Consider the following 24,598-nt stretch of genomic DNA (forward strand, 5'->3'; position numbering starts at 1 on the left):
CCCCGCCCGTTATTGGGCGAGGGCTTTTTTTCAATTAAATACCATACTGCTCACGATATGCTTTCATCGCAGCAAGATGCTGTTGCATACCTTCTTTTTCGGTTAAATACGTGATTAAATCGCTCATTGTGATGATCGAATACACTTTACACCCATAATCACGCTCGACTTCCTGCACCGCAGAAATTTCCCCTTTCCCTTTTTCTTGACGATCCAAGCACAGCAACACACCATTTAAGGTGGCTTCTTGTTGTTTGATAATTTCCATTGACTCACGAATTGCCGTGCCAGCAGTAATAACATCATCAACAACCACAACGCGTCCCTGTAATGGACTACCCACTAATGTGCCGCCTTCCCCATGATCTTTCGCTTCCTTACGATTAAAACAATATGGCATATCGATATCGTGATGTTCTGCTAACGCCACTGCCGTTGTTGTTGCAATAGGGATCCCTTTATAAGCAGGACCGAAAATCACATCACACTCAATCGCACTCTCTTTTAATGCTTGTGCATAAAAACGACCCACAAGAGCCAAGTCACGCCCTGTATTAAATAGCCCCGCGTTAAAGAAATAGGGGCTTTTACGACCTGATTTCAGCGTAAACTCACCAAATTTTAGTACCTGTTTTTTCATGGCAAGTTCAATAAAATCGCGCTGATAGGCTTTCATTGGTCATTCTCCTCATTAATTAATATTGGTCTTTTTTATTAGAACTACTTTCGCGGTTTATCTTTATCAGTAAGCAACTTAATCAATAAACAGCGGACATAAAAAAGGCGACTTTTCAGCCGCCTATTCAATCATAAATCTATTTCAGCGCTTCTCGCTGAGCTTCGAAAATGGTGTCTAACCCCGTCTTCGCGAGGGCGAGTAGTTCGAGTAACTCTTCATGGCTGAACGGCTCACCTTCTGCGGTACCTTGTACCTCAATCATGCGACCATCCTCCATCATCACCACGTTCATATCGGTTTCTGCGGCGGAATCTTCCACATACTCAAGATCACATAAGCCTTCTTGCCCTACGATACCAACCGATACCGCTGCAACCATAGATTTCAGTGGGCTTTTCGCTAATTTACCTTGAGCAACCATATTATTCAGGGCATCGACTAATGCGACACAAGCTCCTGAAATAGATGCAGTACGTGTACCACCATCCGCTTGGATAACATCACAGTCTAAGGTAATGGTGTACTCTCCGAGTTTTTTCAGGTCGACCGCAGCACGTAATGAACGGGCGATCAGTCGTTGAATTTCCATCGTACGACCTGTTTGTTTACCCTTTGCCGCTTCACGTTGATTACGAGAATTGGTTGCACGAGGTAACATGCCATATTCTGCGGTTATCCAACCTTGCCCCTGACCTTTTAGAAAACGCGGAACGCCTTCCTCAACCGTTGCATTACATAACACCTTCGTGTCGCCAAACTCAATAAGAACAGAGCCTTCTGCGTGCTTTGTATAATTACGCGTAATTTTTATAGGACGCATCTGATCTGCTAATCTACCTGCTGGGCGCATGGTGTTATCTCCGTTATCAACTCAAATTGGCACGTATTATACGTTGTTAATCGGATAATGCCTATCCTGTCATCCGTCATAGCGCTATAATCCTGTTATCTTAATGAATGATAGGAACGAATTATGATCCGTAGTATGACTGCTTTTGCCCGCCGTGATATCAAGGGTGAATGGGGGAATGCGGCTTGGGAGCTGCGTTCCGTAAACCAGCGTTATTTAGAAACCTATATCCGTTTACCTGAACAATTCCGTAGTCTAGAGCCAGTTATCCGTGAGCGTCTTCGTTCCCGATTAACGCGTGGTAAAGTCGAATGTAACCTGCGTTTTGAATTAGATGGTGCGCAACGTGGCGAATTACTTCTGAATGAAGATCTTGCTCGTCAACTGATTAGCGCTGCTAACTGGGTGAAAAATTATAGCCACGAAGGTGAAATTAACCCATTAGAAATTTTACGTTGGCCTGGCGTGATGTCTGCGGGTGAACAAGATTTAGATGCTATCAGTGAACAGCTGATGGCGGGTTTAGATGAAACCATCGATGCCTTTATTCAGAGCCGTGAAGCCGAAGGTGCTGCACTGCATAGTCTCATTGAGCAGCGTTTAGATGGCGTTTTAGTCGAAGTTGCCAAAGTTCGCCAACATATGCCAGAAATCCTACAGTGGCAGCGTGAACGTCTGCAAAGTAAATTAGACGAAGCGGGTATCCAATTAGAAAACAATCGTTTAGAACAAGAGCTGATTTTATTGGCACAACGTGTCGATGTGGCTGAAGAATTAGACAGACTAGAAGCTCACGTTAAAGAAACGCGTAATATTCTGAAGAAGAAAGAAGCTAGCGGCCGCCGCCTTGATTTCATGATGCAAGAGTTTAACCGTGAGTCAAATACCCTAGCCTCTAAGTCTATCAATAGCGAAGTGACTAATTCCGCTGTTGAGCTGAAAGTGCTGATCGAGCAAATGCGCGAGCAAATTCAAAATATCGAATAAATTTCACTTTTCAGAATAACTTCAAAGCCAGCTTATTCAATAAATTCGCTGGCTTTTTACTATTCGTACATAGCAGAGTGAAGCACAATAACGCATTGCCAGCGTGTGCCGTTAAGGTGCATCACCGAGATAAAGCTACATTAACTGTTACTTACAACGATAATGCCGAGGCTATCGATTAAATGAAAGATTTGATCTTCGTTTAACTTAACGCCACTAAAATCCACTCGTCTAATATCTAAAGCCCCAAGCTGTGAATTCGTTAAATCACAGCCCGTAAAATCTGCATCACTCCAATTAAATGAAGAAAATTCTCCACCTGAAAGATCTGAATTCCTAAAAACTGATCCTATAACCGTTGTTTCGTGCCAGCGATTCTCCCACAGCTCACATTTCTCTAAGATAACCCCAGAAAAATTCGCATAACTCAGATTCGATTTTGTGATATATGCAGAGCAAAACCATGTTTTCGCCGTAATCAAATTCATAAAACTGACACCACGAAAATCAGCCCCTTGAGCAAGACACTCTCGGATTTCTAATCCAAGAGCCTGTGAATGCCTAAAATCTACCATGGATAAATCACAATTTTTAAAGCTGGCATCTTTTAAAATTGAACGGTTAAAACGGCACGCTTTTTGAGTATCTCTATCATAGAACCTACAATTGAGAAACTCGGTATCCGTCAAATCAGCGCCTGAAAAATCACAGTTTGAAAACACTGCATCTTTGATGCTCGTCCCTTTAAACTGATTTTTCACTATTTTTTCGTCATTTAATAACATAATAAACCATTCAAAAAAGATTGAACTGCAATGTTCTGCTAATGGCAGGTGATATTGTCTATATCAAATCCTGCAATCATCAGGTCGATGGCTAACAGTATTAGCACAAAAGCAGTGGCAAAGGGAACCCTTACAAAGATCTCAAATTGAACATTATTTGATCGATTTATTGGAGCGCGCCAATTGAATCTGTACCCAATGGGGTCCCTCTGAATCCAGTCACTACGTACATTTGAGTCACTGGATCAATGAATAGATTTATCACTTTTTAGAACAATTTAAAGCCAGCATATTCGCTGGCTTTTTTTATTCAATCAAACTCAACAGTTAGTTCGCTTTAGCGACCAGCAACGGTTTTTCTCGCTGATGCTTATAGTGAAATGAGAAATAGAAAATCACCGCTAAAATGACCGTATAAGACGAGAATACCAGCCAAATTGATTGCCAATCCTTCACCCCATCCACGCTAAAGTAATCGACGACCAACCCACTCAATATCGCGCCAAAGTATGCGCCAACCCCATTAACCATCGTCATGAACAGACCTTGGGCACTGGCACGCATTCGATGGTCAACTTCCTGCTCAATAAAAATAGAACCGGAGATATTAAAGAAGTCGAATGCGCAACCATACACAATCATCGACATGATTAAGAACATCAAACCAATCGTCGATGGGTCGCCAAATGCGAAGAAACCAAATCGTAATGTCCACGCTAGCATACTGAGCAACATGACGGTTTTTATGCCATACCGTTTCAAGAAGAATGGAATAGCGAGAATGAACGCCACTTCTGCCATTTGGGAGACAGATAATAGAATTGATGGGTATTGCACAATTAAACTGTCTTGATACAGTGGGTTACGTGCAAAATCATGCAGAAACGGGCTACCAAAAGTATTGGTAATTTGCAGCACTGCGCCCAGCAACATCGCAAACAGAAAAAAGACCGCCATAATCGGCTTTTTAAACAGGACTAATGCATCTAGCCCAAGCTTGCTCATCCAGCTAGTGGTGATCGCCTGCTTATTGACTGCCATTTTTGGCAATGTGAAAGAATACATGGCTAACAGTAATGAACAACAACCTGCCACATACAGCTGCATGCTACTGAGTTCAAATTTTAATAGGCTGATGCTCCACATCGCCGCAATAAATCCAACTGTCCCAAACACACGGATTGGTGGGAAATTCGCGACAGAATCTAGCTGATATTGGCTCAACGAGGAGTAGCTGATGGTGTTAGACAGCGCAATGGTTGGCATAAATGCCATGGCATTGATTAACATCACCCAGAACATGACGGAAGAATCCGTGACTGTCGCGGCATAAAATAGAGAACCTGCGCAAATCACATGACAAATCATATACAACCGATTTGCGGGAATATATTTATCCGCAATAATGCCAATTAAACCGGGCATTAAAATAGCGGCAACCCCCTTAGAGCTATAGACCATACCGACTTCAGCCCCTGAAAAACTCAGAGTTTTCATCATGTAGGCACCTAATGTCACCAGCCAACTTCCCCAAACAAAATATTGCAGAAAAAGCATGACCTTTAAACGAGACTTAATATTCATACTAGGCTCCGTTTGAAGTAAGTTTGGCGGGTGACATTCTCAGCTTGACGATAACGTCCTAAAGGAAAACCGTTCCCGCACTGTCTTTCTATTAATTTGAGATTAAGTAACTTGACGTTAGAAGCGCTCGATGACACCAGTCACTAATTTTAAGAAGGTCGCCTTCACTTTTTCAGCGGTCTCAATCACTTCGTCATGGCTCAGCGGTTGTTCTAAAATGCCGCATGCCATGTTTGTCAGGCAGGAAATACCCACCGTTTTAATCTGAGAATGGTGCGCCACTAGTGCTTCAGGTACTGTGGACATACCGACTGCATCAGCACCAAGGGTTCTGATCATGCGAATTTCTGCTGGCGTTTCATAGGTTGGACCCGTCCACCATGCATATACACCTTGACGCAAAGACACGCCTTGCTCTTTTGCTACATCGAAAATCGTTTGGCGTAGCTCTTTGTTGTACACTTCACTAACATCAAGGAAGCGCACCCCTAGCTCAGGATTATTTGGTCCCATCAATGGGTTATTAGCTGTCAGGTTAATATGATCTGTAATCACCATCAGGTCGCCTGGGTTAAACTCAGTATTCACGGCACCGCATGCGTTAGTGATAATCAGTTTTTCAACGCCTAATGCTTTCATTAAACGCACAGGAAATGTCACTTGATCCAGCGAAAAACCTTCGTAGTAATGGAAACGACCTTTCATCGCCACGACATTTTTGCCCGCTATCGTTCCGATCACTAATTCGTTTGCGTGACCCACCGCCTCAGATTTAGCAAAATGCGGGATCTCGCTATAAGGAATATGCACCGCATTCTCTAACGTATCGGCAAATGGACCTAAGCCTGAACCTAAAATGATCCCAACGGTAGGTTTTACATCTGTACGAGACTGGATAAAACTCAAGCTTTCTAAGATATCTTTGGTGTTGTGCATAATGCGCTCCGCAATCAAGTCAAATAATGAATATGATTGGGATAATAACGTAATTAAAAAATCTAACCGCGATCTTAATCTCATTTTGAGAAAATGTTGATAAACATGATATCTATTAAAGTACTCATCATGTGAATCTGTTAATCTTGATAAAAGCCAGCATGGCTTGGTTCATCACGAATATAAATAGGAGGGGGAGAACTTGTTACACCGTTTATTGAATGAATTTCGCACATCTAAAAATTCCAAAACGCAAAAACTCAAAACGCTGTACCGACTGATCCTCAACCACGGACCAATCAGGGCGGAAATGTTGACGTCCCTCGCCAACATGAAGCCAGCTACTTGTGCCAGATTGCTTGATGAACTCAGTAAGTGCCAATTGATCTCGACCTCTGAGCTCGGAGAATCGACGGGGGGACGCAAACCGATTCTGTACAGCGTGAATCCTGCGGATGGTTATCTTGTGGGTATTGAAATGAGTGATATTTACTCTACGATTGTCCTGCAAAACCTGAAGCTAGACATTATTGGTAAGGTTAAAATCAAGTACGAGCATCTTGAAACTGCCGAAAATATGCTCGACCACTTGCTAGATAACGTTGATGACCTCCTCGCTGAGCATCAATTGGATACTCAGAAGATATTGGGGATTGGCATTGCCATTGACCATATTTTAGAGCGCGATAAAGTACCTTATTCCCACTATAAAGAAAGAATCCAAGAGCTTTATCAATATATTACACAGCGTGTTCCATGCTTCGTTCTATTAGGGAGTGGGATCAGTTTTGCGGCTTTTGCAGAGTACCGGTTACGTTATTCAGCGAATAGCCAACGTTTCCTATTCACAACCTGTGATACTGACATTCGTAGTTCAACTATCATCAATAACCAATACGCTCCGACACCAATTAGTACAGCGCAAGCTTTTGGGCACATCACAATTGATATCAATGGGCAGCGCTGTGATTGCGGCTCATTTGGCTGTTTAAAACAGTACAGTTCTTTGCAGGCGATCAAATCACGCGTCATCCAGCATCTTCGACTTGGCAAACCATCAGTCATTAACCAACTCGTCACATCCGAAACCGAAATTAACTACCACACTATTTTCCAAGCTCTCGCTCAAAATGATGAAGTGTGCCTTGAAGCACTTGAGGAAGCGGCTTATTACTATGGAATTGCGATTGCCAACGCCGTGTTAATAACCCAAGCCGATGTCGTGGTTTGTGGCGGAACCCTCACCCCGAAAAACCACTTCTTCGACATGACCAAAAAATCTATTGAACAGAAACTCTCTATTTTTCCCAATATTAAGCCCAAAATTTATCCCGCGAATGATTCCTATGAAATTGTCGCGCAAGGCGCGGGGGGAATGGTAATGGAAAGCTATCTGTCCGAATAGTTATCGACTCAGACTTAACAAACAAAAAAATGCCCCAACATGTGGGGCATTCTTCATTATCAATAACCGCTGACTATGTAAGTCGTCAGCTAATCTTAATCATTACCAAACAAGTCACGGGTATAGACTTTATCCGCCACATCGTCCAGTTCAGGCACCATACGGTTTGCCAGAATAATGTCACATTCTGCTTTGAACGCGTCTAAATCACGGATAACTTTCGAGCGGAAGAATTCGTCTTCTTTGAGTACTGGCTCGTAAACCACCACTTCAATCCCTTTCGCTTTAATGCGTTTCATCACGCCTTGAACGGCCGAAGCACGGAAGTTATCAGAGCCCGCTTTCATCACTAATCGATATACGCCTACTTTACGTGGCGCTTTGGCGATAATCGCATCGGAGATAAAATCTTTACGGGTGCGGTTAGATTCCACAATCGCATTAATCAGGTTATTTGGCACATCGTCGTAGTTTGCCAGTAACTGCTTCGTATCTTTCGGTAAGCAGTACCCACCGTAACCAAAGGATGGGTTATTGTAATGGCTGCCGATACGCGGGTCTAAAGAGACCCCTTCAATGATTTGACGCGCATTTAAGCCACGGCTTTCTGCGTAGGTGTCTAACTCATTGAAGTACGCGACACGCATCGCTAAGAAGGTGTTCGCAAACAGTTTGATGGCTTCCGCTTCAGTGCCATCAGTGAACAGCACTGGGACGTCTTTCTTAATCGCGCCTTCTAACAATAAGTCGGCAAAGATTTGCGCACGTTCAGAACGCTCACCCACCACAATACGGGATGGGTACAGGTTATCCCACAGGGCGCGACCTTCACGTAAGAACTCCGGGGAGAAAATCACGTTGGTGTAGCCAAACTCTTCACGCAGACGCGCAGTAAAGCCCACTGGAATGGTGGATTTGACGATAATCGTGGCGTCTGGGTTCAGTTTATTCACATCATGAATGACGGACTCGACTGAATTGGTGTTGAAGTAGTTGGTTTTTGGGTCGTAATCCGTAGGGGTGGCAACAATCACGTATTGCGCGCCAGTATAGGCTTCGACTTTATCTTCGGTCGCACGGAAGTTCAGCTGTTTTTCCGTTAAAAACTGTTCGATTTCAGTGTCGATAATCGGGGATTGCTTATTGTTCAGCATCGCCACTTTTTCAGGGATGATATCGACCGCCACCACTTCGTGGTGTTGTGACAGTAACATGGCGTTAGACAGACCGACGTAGCCGGTCCCTGCGATTGCTATTTTCAAACTTGCCTCTCAAATCCTTCTGCGGATATTACAGGTGGTAGATGATATTGATGATCGGTATTAGCGGTGGTAATACGATTTATACCAGTCAACAAACGCCTGAACACCCTGCTCAATAGAAACGTGTGGGCGATAACCAGTGACATTAAATAAGTCTTCGGTGTCTGCCCATGTCGTGTAAACATCACCCGCTTGCATTGGTAAGAAGTTCTTAATGGCTTCTTTCCCTAATGCCTTTTCCAATGCCGAAATAAAATCGATCAGCTTCACAGGCTGTCCGTTACCAATATTATAAATGCGGTAAGGAGCGCTGCTTTGCGCTGGAGAATCTGAATGATTTTGCGGATCTGCTTGCGGGATTATATCTGAAATACGAATAACACCTTCAACAATATCATCAATGAACGTGAAATCACGGCTCAGATTACCATTATTATAAACATCGATGGGCTCCCCCGCTAAGATAGCCTTGGTGAATTTAAACAGCGCCATATCTGGGCGCCCCCATGGACCATACACAGTGAAGAAGCGTAAACCCGTTGTCGGAAGTTGATACAAGTGTGAATAGGAATGCGCCATCAGCTCATTGGCTTTTTTGGTTGCCGCATACAATGAAACAGGGTGATCGGTTGGCATGTCAGTCGTAAATGGCATTTTATCTGTCACGCCATACACGGAACTTGAAGAGGCATACACTAAATGCTTCACTTTCGCTTGGCGGCAACCTTCTAAAATCGCCAAGTGCCCATTCAGATTACTGTCTGCATAGGCAAAGGGGTTTTGTAATGAGTAACGCACCCCTGCCTGTGCTGCAAGATGGATAACGCGGTCAAAATTCTCTTGAGTACACAGCACCAACACTTTTTCACGGTCTGTGATATCAAGAGGAATAAAGCGGAACTGCGGATATTGTTCAAGAATATGCAGGCGAGACTGTTTCAAACCCTGATCGTAATAAGCGTTCATGTTGTCGATACCGACAACTTCATGCCCATTTTCTAACAGTCTTTGGCACAATCTAAAACCAATAAATCCAGCACTTCCCGTGACCAAATATTTCATATTTGTTATCTTCTTTCGTTATTAAATGATGGGTTTATCAATATTCTAGCATTAATTAGAGATAAACTACTTAGCCTCATCTTTATTAGCGACACCCAGCACATGATAAACATAGTGGCGGTAACCATCGAGTAACTGCTTATCTTCACAGTCATTTAGTTTACCGTCACACAAATGGCGCATCTTAATATTGGCTTCATAAAACGGTGATACTTTGAGATTTGCACGTTCCAATAACATTCCACCTAAGAATGAAATATCTGTTAATTCGCCCGACTTTATTGAAGTGCCTGATTTCAGATTATCTCGTAAGGTGAACTGCGTTGTATACGCAGGTGAAGAGAATGGAGACTGGTATTTATTTAAACTGATACCCGGTTGATGATCCCCAAAATAGAGGAACATAAGTGGACGTTGACGTTTTTCCATAAACGCAACAAAATCACGAATAGCATCATCTGAGTGGACAATTTTTTCCATATAGTGACTAAACTCACCGGCTGAATCTTTATTATCAAGTTTATCTTTAATCCCATAATCATCACTGTGTCCCTCTTTATAAGGCCCGTGTTCATACATGGTTAAAGAGAAAATAAAGACCGGTTTATCGGTTTCTTGTGCCAAAATTTCTTTCACATACTTCAGCATATCTTCCGTGCTGATCGTCCATAAATTATCTTGCAACTTACCTGGGTAACCCAACTCCTGCGGTTGAATAATTCGGTCAACCCCCAAGGTTTCATATGCATGCCCAGAGTGATAAGCCCCTTTATTAAACGGCGTCAGTACGACCGTATAATAGCCATTCGCTTTCATCTCTTTAAATAAGCTGTTATTTAAATGGTCAACGACAAAATAGAACACGCCACTTTTTTGTGCACCAAAATCATCGCTATTTAATCCAGTTAATGCCGAAAATTCGGATAACCACGTACCACCGCCAAAGGTTTGTACGCGCATCGGACTGTGTGCAACCAAATTAGCATCTTGCTGGAACATAAATAACTCTGGCAATTTAGTTCCCGCAGGAAAATCGTAAACTGTTGGATTAACTGTAGATTCTTGTAATAGCAATACAATGTCAGGCTTTTCGGTTTGCGCGTTATTCGCAAGAGAAATATTCGCGGCTTTTTGTTCGAAATAGCTGGAATCGCCTACAAAATGCGGTGATTTATATTTTGCATTCTGTGCAGACATAACCAAGTTAGTGACTGTACCACGCCCTTTAGGTAAGGTTTGTGACCATTTATCGAAGTAATGCGTACTTGCCCAATCAGCACCGAAATACCCTACAACAATCATAAGCACACTCACCACTCGGGATATCCATCGTTTGCAGGGTGTGGACAAACGCCAACTGATCACACCATTGATGATAAGCAGAATAAATAATCCGAGAACCGCCACTCCCGCTAACCAATAGTGGCCTAATGTCCCTAAGTTAGAGGTATCCGTCATCAAATTAATGTCCGTGAAGAAAAGTTGCTCTTTGTAATAGTGCACTTTCAACTGGTTAAACATTTTGATGATAATAAACAGGGTGCTTGTGATAATTGCAGAGAAAAGCCAGCGTGCTGTCAGCGTAAATAGGGCGCCAAAAATGACAGCATAAACACAAATGGAAATCAGACCTGGGTAGATAACGCCGCTTTTTTCAAAGACTAAAAATAGCGAGCCAATAAAAATCAGCGCCAGATAAATACTCGCAATTAGTTTTTTATTCATTTGATTTCCACAATTCAAAAAATATCAGGGTTAATAAAACAGCCAACATTATAACGACGATAACACGACAATTTATTCAACGAAAATGCCTTTGTCTCGTAAATAATGCCCATCCTCTTTACGTCGAGTGAAACCACTCTTGTCAAAAAATTCTAAAATTTGGATGGCGAGCTTACGCCCAATACCGAGCTCATTACGAAAATCAGCGGCAAAAATCACCTCATGCTCAGTACAATAGCGCAAAATAATCTGCGCAAATTGACGAATTTGTTCACTGCTATAGTATCTGTCTCTCACAATCGCAATGATGAGTCCCATTTGCGCTGCTTTTTTCAAAACGCGGCGAATCGTGTCTTCATCATGACCTGTTTCTGCTGCAATATCGCGAACCCAACGTGCTTCAGGATGAGAAAACAGCCCTTCCACCTGTCGCCAAATCTCTTGTTGTTTCGCATCAAACACTAACCCATGTTGCGGCATATGCAGCCAACCACGAGTCTGTTTTATAGTTCCCTCGGCAATCAAATCGTTAATCAGTTTGAAGACCAAGTTTTCTTCCATCGTGGGTAATGCCATGCGTTTTAAACGCGCTTTACCAACGCCAATCTGATCGCTATGAACTTCATTAAAGTTTTCAAGGGATTGGATAAGCTTATCTTTGGCAACCTGCGCTTTAAACTCAGACAACACCACATCCCCGACACGCACAATTGCCACTTGCTCCAATAGCGAATTTAATGCGAATTGGGTGAGCTGACGCGCCCAACCGTAGTTGTTTAAGTTTAGCTCACCGCTGGGTAGCTGTAAGTTCAGCTGTGTAAGCTCATCATTCGTTGTACACAGGCGGGATAACCAATCAAGAAATTCAGGCTGTCTTTTACCACGACGCGGAGAGACTAAGCGGATAACTCGAGCGCCCGCCAGCGTTTGTCGTGCACTGATATCACGGATAATTAAGCGATCGTTATCCACCAGCCACAGTGGTGTATCTAAAATCAACTCAGCCAACATCGGCGTTTCGCCCACTTCTGTGAGCAAGGAGACTCGCCCTGTAATATGGCTAGCACCATGGTAAAGGTGCACTGGCTGCCAATGCTTGAGTGGGGCATCACACGCGAGCTCCACAATCACACGAGATGCAATAAACGCAGGCTGTTCTGCAAGTAACCAATCACCACGGGTGATCGACTCTTTATCGATATTCCCGGTTAAGTTAAGTGCAACACGGTCTCCTGCTTGCGCAAACTCGGCCATTTGGTTTTGGCGATGGATCCCACGAATACGCACTGGGGTATCTGCCCCCGTGACCCATAAAGACTCACCTACACTCACTTTGCCTGCCAGCGCCGTTCCTGTTACCACAATCCCCGCGCCTTTCACATGGAAAATACGGTCAATCGCTAAACGAAAACGTCGTTGCAAATCGATATCAGCATCTTGTTGTTGATGCAGCTGTTGTAGGTATTGGCGCAGTTCATCAATACCTAATCCTGTACTGGCTGACGTGATAAAGAGGGGAGCATTTAACCAACCTTGACGGCGCAGCTCTGATTGAACTTGTTGAGTGACTTCATCCACGCGATGCGCATCAACACGGTCGGCTTTCGTTAAAACAACCGTAATAGCTTGGCAGCCCGCAAGACGTAAAATAGCGAGGTGCTCAAGGGTTTGAGCCATCACCCCATCATCACAGGCGACCACTAACAGTGCGTGGTTAATACCACCAATACCCGCCAACATGTTAGCGAGGAATTTTTCATGCCCAGGAACGTCAATAAAACCGATTGAACACCCATCTGACTGAGACCAATAAGCATAGCCAAGATCAATGGTCATTCCCCGTTTTTTTCTTCCGGCAAGTGCGCCGTATTAACGCCTGTCAGCGCTTGAATTAAGGATGTTTTACCATGGTCAACATGACCCGCAGTCGCAAAAATCATGACAATAAAGCCTGTACTAATCCGTGTTCATCATCAAGACAGCGTAGGTCTAACCATAATTTGCCATCTTTTAAACGACCAATCACGGGTTGAGGTAATTGACGCCAATCGCTAGCAAGACGTTCTAAGCCGCCGCCTTTCCCATCAAGGGGAGCAAACGTAATGGCGTAGCTCGGTAATCGGTCTACGGGCAGTGAACCACTACCAATCTGCGACAAACACGGTTCCGCTTCCACGAAAAAACGGTCGCCATAATACGCTTGTAGCTTCACTAAAATATTGTCGGCACTCTGTTTGATAGTATCTTGAGAACGCGTTAACCAGCGCAATGTTGGAAGTTCAGCAGTTAATTTTTCCGGCGTCAAATAGAGCTTCAGGGTCGCTTCTAATGCTGCCAGTACCATTTTATCCACGCGAAGTGCACGTTTTAATGGGTGTTTTTGAATGGCATCAATCCATTTTTTCTTACCAAGAATGATCCCCGCCTGAGGACCTCCTAGTAGTTTGTCTCCAGAGATGGAAACCAAATCAATGCCTTGAGATAAATATGCTTGTGGCATTGGCTCCGCGGGTAGCCCATAGGCAGTCATATCAATCATGGAGCCACTGCCTAAATCAATCGCTGTCGGTAATTGGTATTTTTGCCCTAATTCCGCCAGCGCTTCCCCTTCGACTTCCGCAGTAAAACCTTCAATACTGTAGTTACTGGTATGCACTTTCATTAATAACCCAGTTTGGTCATTAATCGCATTTTCATAATCCCGTAAATGCGTTCGGTTAGTCGTACCAACCTCGACTAACTTGCATCCCGCTTGAGCCATCACATCAGGGACGCGGAATGCCCCCCCAATTTCCACCAGCTCACCACGGGAAACAATGACCTCACGCTGCGGGGCAACCGTCGCTAATAACAGTAAAACAGCCGCCGCATTGTTGTTCACAATACAGGCATCTTCAGCACCAGTAAGTTGACACAGTAAGTCAGCAAGAGCACGGTCACGATGCCCGCGCATTGCGCCATCGAGAGAGTATTCTAAGGTAACGGGTGAACTCATGACTTGCGAAACTGCATGAATCGCAGCATTGGACATCACTGCACGCCCTAAATTGGTGTGCAACACTGTCCCCGTCAAATTGTAGACGTTTCTTAATGCGCTTTGTTGCAGCCTATCATGGCGAACAGAAAGTTCTGCTAACCAATCACCGTGCCAATCCGGTAAACATCCGTCTTGTGCAATAGACGTTCGAGCTTGTTCCTGCATTTCTCGTAAACATTCGGTTACCCAATGCAAACCCGATTTTTCCACCAATATTTGCGCTTCATCGAATTGCAAAAGCTTGTCGATGGCTGGCAGTTGACGATATAGCGCGGCATTTGATTCAGCCATAGTCACTCTTCTCTTACTGTGCTGCTAACGGTTATTTTTCGCCGGGGAATAAGAACGGGTTAATGCTGCTACGGGCAAAACCTTCTTCTTCCATACGTGCATCTAAAATGATCGAGGCTAAATCATCTGCCACGGCTTCCACTTTCGCTTCTTTTTCTTGATATAGCACTTTCAAGTAACTGCCGCAGTCACCACAACTTTCTGCCTTCACTGCTGCATTTTCATCATCCAGTGACCAGTAGTTCAGATCGCGAGTTTGTTCGCAGTTACTGCATTTCACACGGACCATGTGCCACTCTGTTTCACACAACGTGCAGTGCAGATAACGTAAGCCTTGAGTTGTACCAATTTGGACAATGCTCGATACTGGCATGCTGTTGCATACAGGGCAAAAATGACGATGGTCGCCATGTTCAGCTCGCGCTTTACCTGGAATATTTGCTGCCATCTGCGCCCAATACACAGACAATGCCGCCCAGATAAACATCGATTTATCCGCAGGGACTTTTTCGAACTGTTCGTTTAATAACGCAGTTGCCATCTCTTCGAGTTCAACTTCAGATGCTTTTTCTAAGTTTTCAAGGGCAGTACGTACAGAATCCGGTACGATCGGCATCAATTCAGCAATGATTGAAGTCAGTAATTTGTGCCAATGTGCCGTGCGAGGGAACGTTTTTGCATCTAATGGTGGCGTATTTGTTGCCGTTGCACGAGCTAAAACCGCTTCCATGTCCATCTCTAATGGATTGTCATGTTGAGCATTATTTTGCGCTGTTGCCACTTCAGCGGCGAAGTTCAGATAATCTGCAAAAGGATGCTCACCAATGCCTAATTCTTTCAATCTTTCGGCACGACGTTGGTAAAGGTTTTTTAAATTCGGGAATAAAACAGGCGGAATAAAACCGATGCCTTTCTCTTTTAATCTTTCTTGACCTAATTCTTCTTTCGGGACGATACGAATACCCATTGCTCTCTCTCTTTTATATTTTTTATAACAACTTACTCCGAGAAATTGCCTATTCGCATTTCCCCGCAAGCCTCTAAGAAAATATTCGATTAACCAGCAAGTCTTGCCGTTGTACCCGTCAGGATAAAACAAAAGTCACTGATAGGCTACTCTAGCCCTCGAATATTCACCGTCATTAACCCTTAATTATATAAGGGAATAACAAATTCATATTAGGGTGTTTTTATTTGATATAAATACCGTTATTTCCATGATGTTGATTAGATTGCCGCATATAATGGTATACACTTTCTCCGCACATAAGGTGACAATATGACGTCATTATTTAACTTCGAAGCGAAGTCTCACACACCTTTCTTTTTATTGCTTGCCTTTATTGGCGGATTTGTCGATGCCTGTTCATTTGTCATATTTGAAGTTTTTACCGGTCATCTGACGGGAAATAGCATTCTCAGTATGATTTACCTCGCCAAAATGAATATTGGTATGCTACTCCTCTCTGCAATCTCCATATTAGGATTTTTTGCAGGAACATTTTTGGGTTCGTGGGTTAGGCTCAAGCATAGCGCAATTGTGTTATACCGCTTTGTCCTAGGTCTGGTATTTATAATTTTTAGCAGTGTTTTTATTGTTTACTTTTTCATCCAGCCGTTATATTCCCCAGACTTAGCCATTTTACTCATTAGCTTATCAATGGGGATTCAGAATGGTTACTTTAATAAGGCGGGAACTGTCGGGATCCATTCAACCTATGTGACTGGTATGACGACATCCTGCATTAATGCCTTTTTGAAAAACGTCTCCGGTGACAGTAGCAAAAAAGTCTTACTGTTTGCGGTACTCTCGTTTATTGCGGGTGGCTTAGCCGGCGGGGTGTTATCCGTTCATTACCAGTACGTCGGATTCTCTGCGGTATTACTTCTCTTGGGATGTGCACTGATTTATAGCTTTACAATCCGTGATTAACCCAACCCTTTTTCACCATAAAAAAGCCCACAACAGAGTTGTGGGCTCAGACCATTGACAAACCCATTCGGTTTGGAAATGGCTCTTTTGGATTGTAAAATTAACAAGGAAAATCAATTTATTGATTTTCGCCTGATAACACAAAGAGGGAAAAACCACGCTTTTATCCCTCTTTGTCAGCAAGCCAAGCCCACAACAGAGTTGTGGGCTTAATAGGGAGAGATAAAACCCTTAGTTTTTCTCTTGCTGCTCTTTCTGCTGTTTCTCTTTAGCAACCAGCTCACGATACCAACGCGGGTGGTGCTTTCTCGCCCAACCACGTGTTACCCAACCTTCAACCATCGCACGTACTGAGCCTTTGACCCAGATTGCTGCATAAGCGTGAACGATAATCATCAGGATCAAGCCAATAGCTGACAGCGAGTGAATAATAATCGCTGCGCGATACACTGGAATTGGGAAGTAATCCGCAAAGAATGGACGCCACATAATCACGCCACTCACAACCAGTGCCAACAAGCAGATAGTGACGACCCAATACACCCCTTTTTGACCAAGGTTGTATTGACCTACATCACCAGCTTCTTCGTTTTTCAGGACCTTACCGATATTTTTCGCCCACTTGATATCATCTTTATTGATGAAGTTATGGTGAAAATAACGGAAGAACATAAACACGAACAGCAGGAACATCGCCGTACCCACGAATGGATGCAAAATTCGAGACAGCTGTGGAGTGCCTAAAATGTTCATAAACCAGTTCAAGGATGGGAAGAAAAAACCCAACCCGCTGATGGCAGTGAACAAGAAGCAAATCACAACCGCCCAGTGATTGATCCTTTCAATCGGTTTGTGGCGAATAATTTTGTCATTATCATCTGGCATCATTTCTGATCCTCCCCTTCTTTTGATTTCGAAGTGTCAGATGACATTGCATCATGCAAATCTTCTAGAGCCTCTTCTTCATCTTTCTTGGAGACGCGGTTTGGACCAATTCCCACATAGTGGAAAATCGCCGCCGCAAATGTTGCAGCAAAACCTACCGCTGCCATCGGTTTCCAGATACCTTTCCAGAAGGTGACTGTTGGACTGATGGTCGGATTTTCAGGTAACCCATGATACAACTGCGGCTTATCCGCGTGATGCAATACGTACATAACGTGCGTACCACCCACACCTTGCGGATCGTATAAACCTGCATTTGCATAACCACGCGTTTTCAGCTCTTCAACACGCTCACCAGCCATGCCAATCATGTCTTCCTTCGAACCAAAGTGAATGGCTCCTGTTGGACATGTTTTCACACACGCTGGCTCTTGACCGACTTCAACACGGTCAACACACAGCGTACATTTGTAAGCACGGTTGTCTTCCTTGTTGATGCGTGGCACGTTGAACGGGCAACCTGCGATACAATAACCACAACCGATACAGTGCTCAGATTGGAAATCCACGATACCGTTTTTGTACTGGACGATAGCGCCTTCTGATGGACATGCCTTCAGACAGCCAGGGTCAGCGCAGTGCATACAGCCATCTTTACGGATCAGCCACTCAAATTTATCGTTCTCTTCAACTTCAGAGAAGCGCATAACCGTCCATGACTTCGCGGTTAAATCCGTTGGGTTGTCATACACCCCAACGTTAGTCCCGATTTTGTCACGGATATCGTTCCATTCGGAACACGCAACCTGACACGCTTTACAGCCGATACAGGTTGTGACGTCAATCAGCTTTGCAACTTCTTCCTTATAGTCCCGCACCTGAGGTGCGGGAGTCAGGGAATTGGTGGCAGAGCGACGAATAATGTCCTGTGATTGCATTGACATAATTTATCTCCTTACACCTTTTCCACATTGACAAGGAATGATTTAAATTCCGGCGTCTGAGTATTCGCATCACCAACATAAGGTGTCAGCGTATTCGCAAGAAAGCCTTTCACCGCTAAACCTTCAAAGCCCCAGTGAATTGGAATACCGATGGTATCGATGTCTTTTCCATCCACTTGTAGGGTTTTAATTCGTTTGGTGACAACCGCTTTCGCTTTGATGTAACCCCGCTTAGAACTCACCTTAACCGTATCACCTTGCTCGATGCCTTTCTCTTTCGCTAAACGTTCACCAATTTCAATGAACTGTTGAGGTTGGATAATGGCATTTAACAACGCATGCTTAGTCCAATAGTGGAAGTGTTCGGTTAAGCGGTAAGTCGTGCCCACATATGGGAACTCTGTCGCTTTACCCATTTGTGCCCAGTCGTCTTTAAACACACGAGCAGCAGGGTTTGAAACCACATTTGGGTGCAGTGGGTTAGTATCTAACGGCGTTTCGATTGGTTCGTAGTGCTCAGGGAACGGACCTTCTGCCATTTTATCCAGCGCAAATAAACGACCCATACCTTCTGGCTGCATGATAAATGGACCTACCCCACTTCCTGGTGCCGCAGTGCTGTAGTCAGGAATATCCATACCTACCCACTTGCTACCATTCCACTCAAGGATTTGACGCTTAGGATCCCACGGTTTACCCATTGGGTCAGCGGATGCACGGTTATAAATAACGCGGCGGTTCAGTGGCCATGCCCATGCCCAACCTAATGTATTACCCAGACCCGTTGGGTCGGAGTTATCACGGTTAGCCATTTGGTTACCTTTCGGCGTCCAGCTACCAGAGAAGATCCAGCAACCACTTGCTGTAGTACCATCATCACGTAATTGAGCAAACGAGCTAAGCAGTTCGCCTTTTTTCACAATCACATTGCCATCAGCATCTTTCAGGTCTTCTAACGCATAGCCGTTACTTTCTTGAGCCACTTCTTCCGGCGTTGGGTTATCGCGGTCAAGGTAGTCCCACGTCATGCTCAGAACCTGCTCAGGTGCCGCGCCGCCTTCAGCTGCGTACATTTGGCGTAGACGATGATAGATACCTGACAGGATTTCACCATCACTGATAGCTTCACCTGGGGCGTCCGCACCTTTCCAGTGCCACTGTAACCAACGCGCGGAGTTTACAATCGAACCGTTCTCTTCAGCGAAGCAGCAAGATGGCAGACGGAACACGGTCGTTTGAATTTCTTCCGGTTTCACATCGTTCATTTCGCCGTGGTTTTGCCAGAAGTTTGCAGTTTCTGTATTCAGCGGATCGATAGTCACTAAGAATTTCAGCTTAGAAAGTGATTTCGAGACTTTGTTTTTGTTCGGGAATGAGGCTAATGGGTTAAAGCCTTGGCAGATATAGCCATTCACTTCACCTTTATCCATCATGTCGAAATAACGTAAAACATCGTAGCCCTGATCCCACTTAGGTAACAGGTCGAAGCCCCAGTCATTCTCTTTCTGCGCTTTATCACCATAGAAAGTCTTCATTAAGCTAACGAAGAATTTAGGGTAGTTACCCCAATAGTTCACTTGCCCAGCAACTGTTGCTTTCGGCGTGTTCGCTGCTAAATAGCTTTCTAAGGTCGTTTGTTTTTCTGATGGTAACGTCAGGTAGCCCGGTAAGCTCTGTGATAACAGACCTAAGTCAGTCAGACCTTGGATGTTTGAGTGTCCACGCAATGCGTTAACACCACCACCTAACATACCCATGTTACCCAGCAGTAACTGGATCATCGCCATGGTACGAATATTTTGCGCACCGATGGTGTGTTGGGTCCAACCCAGCGCGTATAAGAAGGACGCTGTTTTGTCTTTCGCGCTCGTTTCTGCAATGTATTCGCAGACTTGTAAGAAGTCTTTGATTGGCGTACCACAGATGTTGTTAACCACTTCTGGGGTATAACGGCTAACGTGTTCTTTCAGTAAGTTCAGAACACAACGCGGGTTTTTCAGAGTTGGATCGCGCAGCGCTAAGCCGTTCTCATCCATCTCATAGTTCCACGTCGTTTTATCGTATTGACGTTTTTCAGCGTCATAGCCTGTGAACAAACCGTCATCAAAACCGAAATCTTCACGGATAACTAAGCTAGCGTTAGTGTACGCCTCAACATATTCACGTTGAATTTTTTCGTTATCCAGCAAGTATTTAATAACACCTGACAGGAAGGCAATATCAGTACCTGAACGAATAGGCGTGTAAAAATCCGCCACAGCCGCAGTACGGGTAAAGCGAGGATCGATTACGATTAATTTGGCTTTGTTATGGATTTTTGCTTCCATCGCCCAGCGGAAACCAACTGGATGCGCTTCTGCCGCATTACCACCCATAACAACGACTAGGTTTGCGTTTTTAATATCAACCCAGTGGTTGGTCATCGCACCGCGACCAAATGTTGGAGCAAGACTTGCTACCGTTGGTCCGTGTCAGACACGCGCTTGGTTATCCACGGCAAGCATGCCGAGGGCGCGACTAAATTTTTGGGTGACAAAACCTGTTTCGTTACTTGCCGCTGATGCACACAGCATACCGGTGGTTAACCAACGGTTGACCGTCACACCATCTTTATTCTGTTTAACGAAGTTTGCATCACGGTCTTCTTTCATTAACTTGGCGATGCGGTCAAACGCGTCGTCCCAAGTGATGCGTTTCCACTCGTTAGTGCCTGGTTCGCGAACTTCTGGATATTTGAGTCGACTTTCACTGTGGATAAAGTCGATTAATCCTGCACCTTTAGGACAAAGTGCACCACGGTTTACCGGATGATCCGGGTCCCCTTCGATATGAAAAATGCTTTCTTTCGCATTTTTCGCGCCATCACCTAGGCTGTACATTAACAGCCCACAGCCGACAGAACAGTAGGTACAGGTATTTCGAGTCTCTTTAGCACGCAATAATTTATACTGGCGTGTAGAGGCTAATGCAGTTGCTGGAGCAAAACCCAGCGCCGCTGCCGTTGTACCTGCCATACCGCCAGCGCAGATCTTAAAGAACTGCCTTCTGCTGACTTGCATGGGGGATCTCCTCATATACATTGCTCATGTTTACCTAACTTCATCACCAAGTTTGAGGTAAACTGTTCTTATTCAACGTCTTCCTTACGTATTCAGGTTCATTGCCTGATAAATGGTGTAAATTCTTTTTACCCATATCGAATATTATGTATCATTAGTGATAGGAATTCATCTAATGTATGAAACAAATACTACAAATAACTCTAGATTACCTAAAATGATCGGTGTTCACCCTACAACTGTGCAACAAAAAAATAACCTCGGTTCACTGGTTAATGATTTCGTTGCAGAAGAAATCCCTATCGCGCTCGTCTATAACGGCATATCCCATGTGGTAATGATGGCGACACCAAAAGATCTGGAGGATTTTGCTGTCGGATTTTCATTATCAGAAGGGATTATACAATCCCGTGATGAAATTCGCGGAATTGATATTGTTCAAGGCTGTCATCGAGGTATTGAGGTGCATATCGAGCTGTCGAGCCGCCGCTTTATGGCGCTCAAAGAGCGTCGGCGTAATCTTACAGGGCGAACTGGTTGTGGTATTTGTGGCACAGAACAACTCGACGAGATTTTCAAACCTCTCACTCCGCTGCCATTCACTCAAACATTTTCCTTATCTTACCTCGATAATGCCCTGCAAGAATTGAAGACAGTTCAAGAAATTGGCGCATTAACAGGTTGTACTCATGCTGCTGCATGGATTTCTCCTGAAGGTCATCTCGTTGGAGGATGCGAAGATGTGGGTCGCCATGTGGCGTTGGATAAGCTACTGGGAATGAAAAGTCGCTCTGACTGGCAACAAGGCGCTATTTTGGTGTCTAGCCGCGCAAGTTATGAGATGGTACAAAAAGCCGCAAGTTGTGGTGCGGAAATTCTGTTTGCGGTTTCAGCCGCAACGTCATTGGCGATTGAAGTCGCCGAGAAGGCCAATTTAACGCTAGTGGGTTTTTGCCGCCAAGGTAAAGCCACCGTGTTTACCCATCCGAGTCGGGTGAGGGATTGAATCCAAACGTGAAACTATAAAGAAATTAAAAAGATAGTTTCACTTTTTCGCACTCATAAATGCACTGTTCGATGGTGTTTCTCTTATGCAGAAACCAACGACACTTTCACTAAAATATTTTTACTTGCCTCTCCATCCCATGAGCGTGCCTGTAATGGAATAATTCCTTCATAAACCTCCTGTTTTAATTCTAGATATGGATTATCTTCAGGGAGGTACTCTAATATAAGCTTGGCGTATTTATTCGACGATGCGCTCGTTTTTGCCGTATTCATTGAAGCTGAGGAGCCGCCCGTTTCACGCCATCCTCGAAGATTCACGAATATCTCGTCACCCGATTCGGTCTTTAATAATGCCCTGACTTTAGAATATGCAGTTTCATACAAAACCAAGAATGTGGGGCCTTCATGACGATATAACGCAACAAATCCATGGTCATCACGCTCTTTTATCTGATAATCAACACAATTTTTTTGAGCGTGATTAACACTTAAGTTTAAAACGTCCGCGCTCTCTATTTCAAAAGGTGCATCGTAAGGATCATAGTTATCAAAAATAACGCGAATAACGTGATTTTTGATATTCTTCGTACCATTTAATATTTTAAATACAATCCAAGATTTTATTACGCCATTTTCTTTAAGATCAATATCAAATATTTTCAAAGTAACGTCACAAGTCACTTTTTTATCCTCAAGATGAGTTTGATATTCCCCACTGACTAAGCTGGCTTTAAAGGTAATTGGAAATATTTTCTGTGTGATTAAATTAATAGCTCCAACAGTTAATAAAGAGTGATTTTCTTCATTCTTTATTTTAACGGTATCAAAAAACTCAATATAACTATCAGAACCTAATGATATTGGAATTGTTGTTTCAGAGGCATTAATTGGCGTTAATTCTAAATTAGTTGATAATACATTACCTAATCCAATTACCGGTATATTACTATTTTCAATTAAACTGCCTATTTCTGCATTCAAGTTTTGAGCTGAAACTCCCACATTGACATTACTTCCCCCCCAATGCAGTCCGACAACTTCATGTGTTTCTCGTGAAATAACCGGAGAACCAGATGAGCCACCTTGAGAGTCTGCATTGTAGGTTATTTTTTTCCCATCATTAATGACGGTTAATATTTCAGCATATTCGCCATCTTTGATATCGCCAATATGCATTGGTCGTAATCCACCGTCACCATATTGAGGTATATAAATTTTATCCCCTTCTACAGGGTTATTTTGACTTAATGCTAACCCACCAAACAGTGCTTTTACATTGGAATAAACATAGTCAAAACTATCCAGTGTAAACAGTGCATAATCATAATCACCAATGCTAACACCATGTTTTAATACTTTTCCCGGCTTTAAGCGCACAGGTTCAGTCGCTGGGGATGTCGAATCACAAGATTCATTAAACCAGTTAAACCAAATTTCACCATTCTCTAAATCTGGGTCGCTTTCGACAACATGGTTGTTCGTCAGTAGATGGTTTTTATTCCCGATAAGTGAACAAGATGCTCGACCGCCAACTTTCGCTGCCGCACACGACAGCCCATGCGCCGCAATTTGAGTCCCTTCATAACAAATATAGGGTTTTCGCTCATCTTCGCCAATAATGACCTTTGGATTACTATCATGTAAAACATGACTTAACGTCAATGAATAGTCATGATCTAAATAAGATGCTTTAGGTAAAATAACACGAATATTTACCGATTGACCTGGAATAAAAATAGCTGGCTCATCAACATTATGGAAAAATTCTCTCTGTAATATATTTTCACCATATTCAAACTCCACAAATGCGTTGGATGGTAAATTTATATTTGAAAAAATAAGATTTAAAAATGATGAATTCTCTCGTTCAACATAGAGTGCATGAACTCGACTTTTATTATTTTCTTTAATAATACTAATATTAACTCTTTCATTAGAAATATAATCTTGATATGTACCCACTTTAAATCCTTTCTATTTTAGAATCGAATAAAAACTGTTTTATCTGTAAAGATCGTTTTTATTATATTTAAAATCGATTACGTTAAAGAGCATAAAAATTGGTATTAGTTTTTATAATTTAATTGCGATGAGAAATATTAAAAAGAATAAATTTTCAATAGTAGGCAGGATTTTCTGTATTCTATGAAGAGATAACCACCATTT

18 protein-coding genes and 1 pseudogene are annotated in these 24,598 nt (G+C 43.4%); 4 read left to right on the forward strand and 15 right to left on the reverse strand.

Annotated features, from left to right (window positions below; translation table 11 throughout):
- Positions 1–34 precede the first annotated feature (34 nt).
- Positions 35–676, reverse strand: a complete 642-nt coding sequence (gene pyrE, locus PROVALCAL_RS17070) for an orotate phosphoribosyltransferase (protein WP_006660588.1) — start codon at positions 674–676, stop codon at positions 35–37.
- A gap of 139 nt (positions 677–815) precedes the next feature.
- Positions 816–1,529 (reverse strand): ribonuclease PH, encoded by a 714-nt coding sequence (gene rph / locus PROVALCAL_RS17075; protein WP_006660589.1) that lies wholly within the window; start codon positions 1,527–1,529, stop codon positions 816–818.
- 123 nt (positions 1,530–1,652) lie between these two features.
- On the opposite strand from rph, the gene PROVALCAL_RS17080 reads away from it, so the two are divergent.
- Positions 1,653–2,516, forward strand: coding sequence for a YicC/YloC family endoribonuclease (locus tag PROVALCAL_RS17080; RefSeq protein WP_006663234.1), 864 nt, complete (start codon positions 1,653–1,655; stop codon positions 2,514–2,516).
- Positions 2,517–2,656: 140 nt separating this feature from the next.
- Here PROVALCAL_RS17080 and PROVALCAL_RS17085 read toward each other — a convergent pair whose 3' ends face one another.
- The 3 genes from PROVALCAL_RS17085 to PROVALCAL_RS17095 all read right to left on the reverse strand — a co-directional run bounded on the left by PROVALCAL_RS17085 (position 2,657) and on the right by PROVALCAL_RS17095 (position 5,821).
- Positions 2,657–3,301 carry a Qnr family pentapeptide repeat protein gene (locus PROVALCAL_RS17085; protein ID WP_006660591.1) on the reverse strand — a complete coding sequence of 215 codons (645 nt, stop codon included), beginning with the start codon at positions 3,299–3,301 and terminating at the stop codon, positions 2,657–2,659.
- Positions 3,302–3,628: 327 nt separating this feature from the next.
- Entirely contained in the window at positions 3,629–4,885 is a 1,257-nt protein-coding gene (locus tag PROVALCAL_RS17090; RefSeq protein WP_006660592.1) for a nucleoside permease, read from the reverse strand.
- A 117-nt stretch (positions 4,886–5,002) separates the two neighbouring features.
- On the reverse strand, positions 5,003–5,821 hold the full coding sequence (locus PROVALCAL_RS17095) for a purine-nucleoside phosphorylase (RefSeq protein WP_006660593.1): 819 nt from the start codon (positions 5,819–5,821) through the stop codon (positions 5,003–5,005).
- Between the two features lie 202 nt (positions 5,822–6,023).
- On the opposite strand from PROVALCAL_RS17095, the gene PROVALCAL_RS17100 reads away from it, so the two are divergent.
- Positions 6,024–7,226: an ROK family protein gene (locus tag PROVALCAL_RS17100; protein ID WP_039862318.1), complete on the forward strand. Its 1,203-nt coding sequence runs from the start codon at positions 6,024–6,026 to the stop codon at positions 7,224–7,226.
- Positions 7,227–7,321: 95 nt separating this feature from the next.
- On the opposite strand, the gene PROVALCAL_RS17105 is transcribed toward PROVALCAL_RS17100, so the two are convergent.
- The 6 genes and pseudogenes from PROVALCAL_RS17105 to fdhE all read right to left on the reverse strand — a co-directional run bounded on the left by PROVALCAL_RS17105 (position 7,322) and on the right by fdhE (position 15,570).
- Complete coding sequence (locus tag PROVALCAL_RS17105; RefSeq protein ID WP_006660595.1) at positions 7,322–8,488, reverse strand: nucleotide sugar dehydrogenase; 1,167 nt, start codon at positions 8,486–8,488, stop codon at positions 7,322–7,324.
- A gap of 60 nt (positions 8,489–8,548) precedes the next feature.
- Positions 8,549–9,550: an NAD-dependent epimerase gene (locus tag PROVALCAL_RS17110; RefSeq protein WP_006660596.1), complete on the reverse strand. Its 1,002-nt coding sequence runs from the start codon at positions 9,548–9,550 to the stop codon at positions 8,549–8,551.
- Between the two features lie 66 nt (positions 9,551–9,616).
- Complete coding sequence (locus tag PROVALCAL_RS17115) at positions 9,617–11,275, reverse strand: LTA synthase family protein (protein WP_006660597.1); 1,659 nt, start codon at positions 11,273–11,275, stop codon at positions 9,617–9,619.
- Between the two features lie 72 nt (positions 11,276–11,347).
- Positions 11,348–13,215, reverse strand: a pseudogene (gene selB / locus PROVALCAL_RS17120) (selenocysteine-specific translation elongation factor).
- Positions 13,212–14,603 (reverse strand): L-seryl-tRNA(Sec) selenium transferase, encoded by a 1,392-nt coding sequence (gene selA, locus PROVALCAL_RS17125; protein WP_006660599.1) that lies wholly within the window; start codon positions 14,601–14,603, stop codon positions 13,212–13,214. Before selA ends, selB begins: the two are co-directional and overlap by 4 nt.
- Before the next feature lie 31 nt (positions 14,604–14,634).
- On the reverse strand, positions 14,635–15,570 hold the full coding sequence (fdhE, locus tag PROVALCAL_RS17130; protein ID WP_039862320.1) for a formate dehydrogenase accessory protein FdhE: 936 nt from the start codon (positions 15,568–15,570) through the stop codon (positions 14,635–14,637).
- A gap of 312 nt (positions 15,571–15,882) precedes the next feature.
- On the opposite strand from fdhE, the gene PROVALCAL_RS17135 reads away from it, so the two are divergent.
- On the forward strand, positions 15,883–16,536 hold the full coding sequence (locus tag PROVALCAL_RS17135) for a YoaK family protein (protein WP_006660601.1): 654 nt from the start codon (positions 15,883–15,885) through the stop codon (positions 16,534–16,536).
- Between the two features lie 231 nt (positions 16,537–16,767).
- Here the strand turns inward: PROVALCAL_RS17135 and fdoI are convergent, their stop codons facing one another.
- Genes fdoI through fdnG form a run of 3 tightly spaced genes read right to left on the reverse strand, consistent with a single transcriptional unit; the run spans position 16,768 to position 21,424 of the window.
- Positions 16,768–17,424 carry a formate dehydrogenase cytochrome b556 subunit gene (fdoI, locus tag PROVALCAL_RS17140; RefSeq protein ID WP_006660603.1) on the reverse strand — a complete coding sequence of 219 codons (657 nt, stop codon included), beginning with the start codon at positions 17,422–17,424 and terminating at the stop codon, positions 16,768–16,770.
- Complete coding sequence (gene fdxH, locus PROVALCAL_RS17145; protein ID WP_006663242.1) at positions 17,421–18,365, reverse strand: formate dehydrogenase subunit beta; 945 nt, start codon at positions 18,363–18,365, stop codon at positions 17,421–17,423. The genes fdoI and fdxH overlap by 4 nt, the downstream gene beginning before the upstream one ends.
- An 11-nt stretch (positions 18,366–18,376) precedes the next feature.
- The gene (gene fdnG / locus PROVALCAL_RS17150) at positions 18,377–21,424 is read right to left on the reverse strand and encodes a formate dehydrogenase-N subunit alpha (protein WP_080547048.1); all 3,048 of its coding nucleotides are present in this window, start codon (positions 21,422–21,424) and stop codon (positions 18,377–18,379) included.
- A 175-nt stretch (positions 21,425–21,599) separates the two neighbouring features.
- Here fdnG and fdhD point away from each other — a divergent pair, with 175 nt between their 5' ends.
- Positions 21,600–22,430: a formate dehydrogenase accessory sulfurtransferase FdhD gene (gene fdhD, locus PROVALCAL_RS17160; RefSeq protein WP_039862322.1), complete on the forward strand. Its 831-nt coding sequence runs from the start codon at positions 21,600–21,602 to the stop codon at positions 22,428–22,430.
- An 83-nt stretch (positions 22,431–22,513) separates the two neighbouring features.
- Here fdhD and PROVALCAL_RS17165 read toward each other — a convergent pair whose 3' ends face one another.
- Positions 22,514–24,394 (reverse strand): trypsin-like serine peptidase, encoded by a 1,881-nt coding sequence (locus PROVALCAL_RS17165; protein ID WP_006660608.1) that lies wholly within the window; start codon positions 24,392–24,394, stop codon positions 22,514–22,516.
- Positions 24,395–24,598: the final 204 nt, after the last annotated feature.

Origin of the sequence: Providencia alcalifaciens DSM 30120 (assembly GCF_000173415.1) — a bacterium.
In the GTDB taxonomy this organism is placed as follows: domain Bacteria; phylum Pseudomonadota; class Gammaproteobacteria; order Enterobacterales; family Enterobacteriaceae; genus Providencia; species Providencia alcalifaciens.

Bases quoted from the DNA above. Each gene is read 5' to 3' on its own strand.
- PROVALCAL_RS17085 (WP_006660591.1), bottom strand. From the start codon at position 3,301: ATGTTATTAAATGACGAAAAAATAGTGAAAAATCAGTTTAAAGGGACG.
- PROVALCAL_RS17110 (WP_006660596.1), bottom strand. From the start codon at position 9,550: ATGAAATATTTGGTCACGGGAAGTGCTGGATTTATTGGTTTTAGATTG.
- PROVALCAL_RS17095 (WP_006660593.1), bottom strand. From the start codon at position 5,821: ATGCACAACACCAAAGATATCTTAGAAAGCTTGAGTTTTATCCAGTCT.
- PROVALCAL_RS17115 (WP_006660597.1), bottom strand. From the start codon at position 11,275: ATGAATAAAAAACTAATTGCGAGTATTTATCTGGCGCTGATTTTTATT.
- PROVALCAL_RS17090 (WP_006660592.1), bottom strand. From the start codon at position 4,885: ATGAATATTAAGTCTCGTTTAAAGGTCATGCTTTTTCTGCAATATTTT.
- pyrE (WP_006660588.1), bottom strand. From the start codon at position 676: ATGAAAGCCTATCAGCGCGATTTTATTGAACTTGCCATGAAAAAACAG.
- fdxH (WP_006663242.1), bottom strand. From the start codon at position 18,365: ATGTCAATGCAATCACAGGACATTATTCGTCGCTCTGCCACCAATTCC.
- fdoI (WP_006660603.1), bottom strand. From the start codon at position 17,424: ATGATGCCAGATGATAATGACAAAATTATTCGCCACAAACCGATTGAA.
- fdhE (WP_039862320.1), bottom strand. From the start codon at position 15,570: ATGGGTATTCGTATCGTCCCGAAAGAAGAATTAGGTCAAGAAAGATTA.
- selA (WP_006660599.1), bottom strand. From the start codon at position 14,603: ATGGCTGAATCAAATGCCGCGCTATATCGTCAACTGCCAGCCATCGAC.
- rph (WP_006660589.1), bottom strand. From the start codon at position 1,529: ATGCGCCCAGCAGGTAGATTAGCAGATCAGATGCGTCCTATAAAAATT.
- PROVALCAL_RS17135 (WP_006660601.1), top strand. From the start codon at position 15,883: ATGACGTCATTATTTAACTTCGAAGCGAAGTCTCACACACCTTTCTTT.
- fdhD (WP_039862322.1), top strand. From the start codon at position 21,600: ATGTATGAAACAAATACTACAAATAACTCTAGATTACCTAAAATGATC.
- PROVALCAL_RS17080 (WP_006663234.1), top strand. From the start codon at position 1,653: ATGATCCGTAGTATGACTGCTTTTGCCCGCCGTGATATCAAGGGTGAA.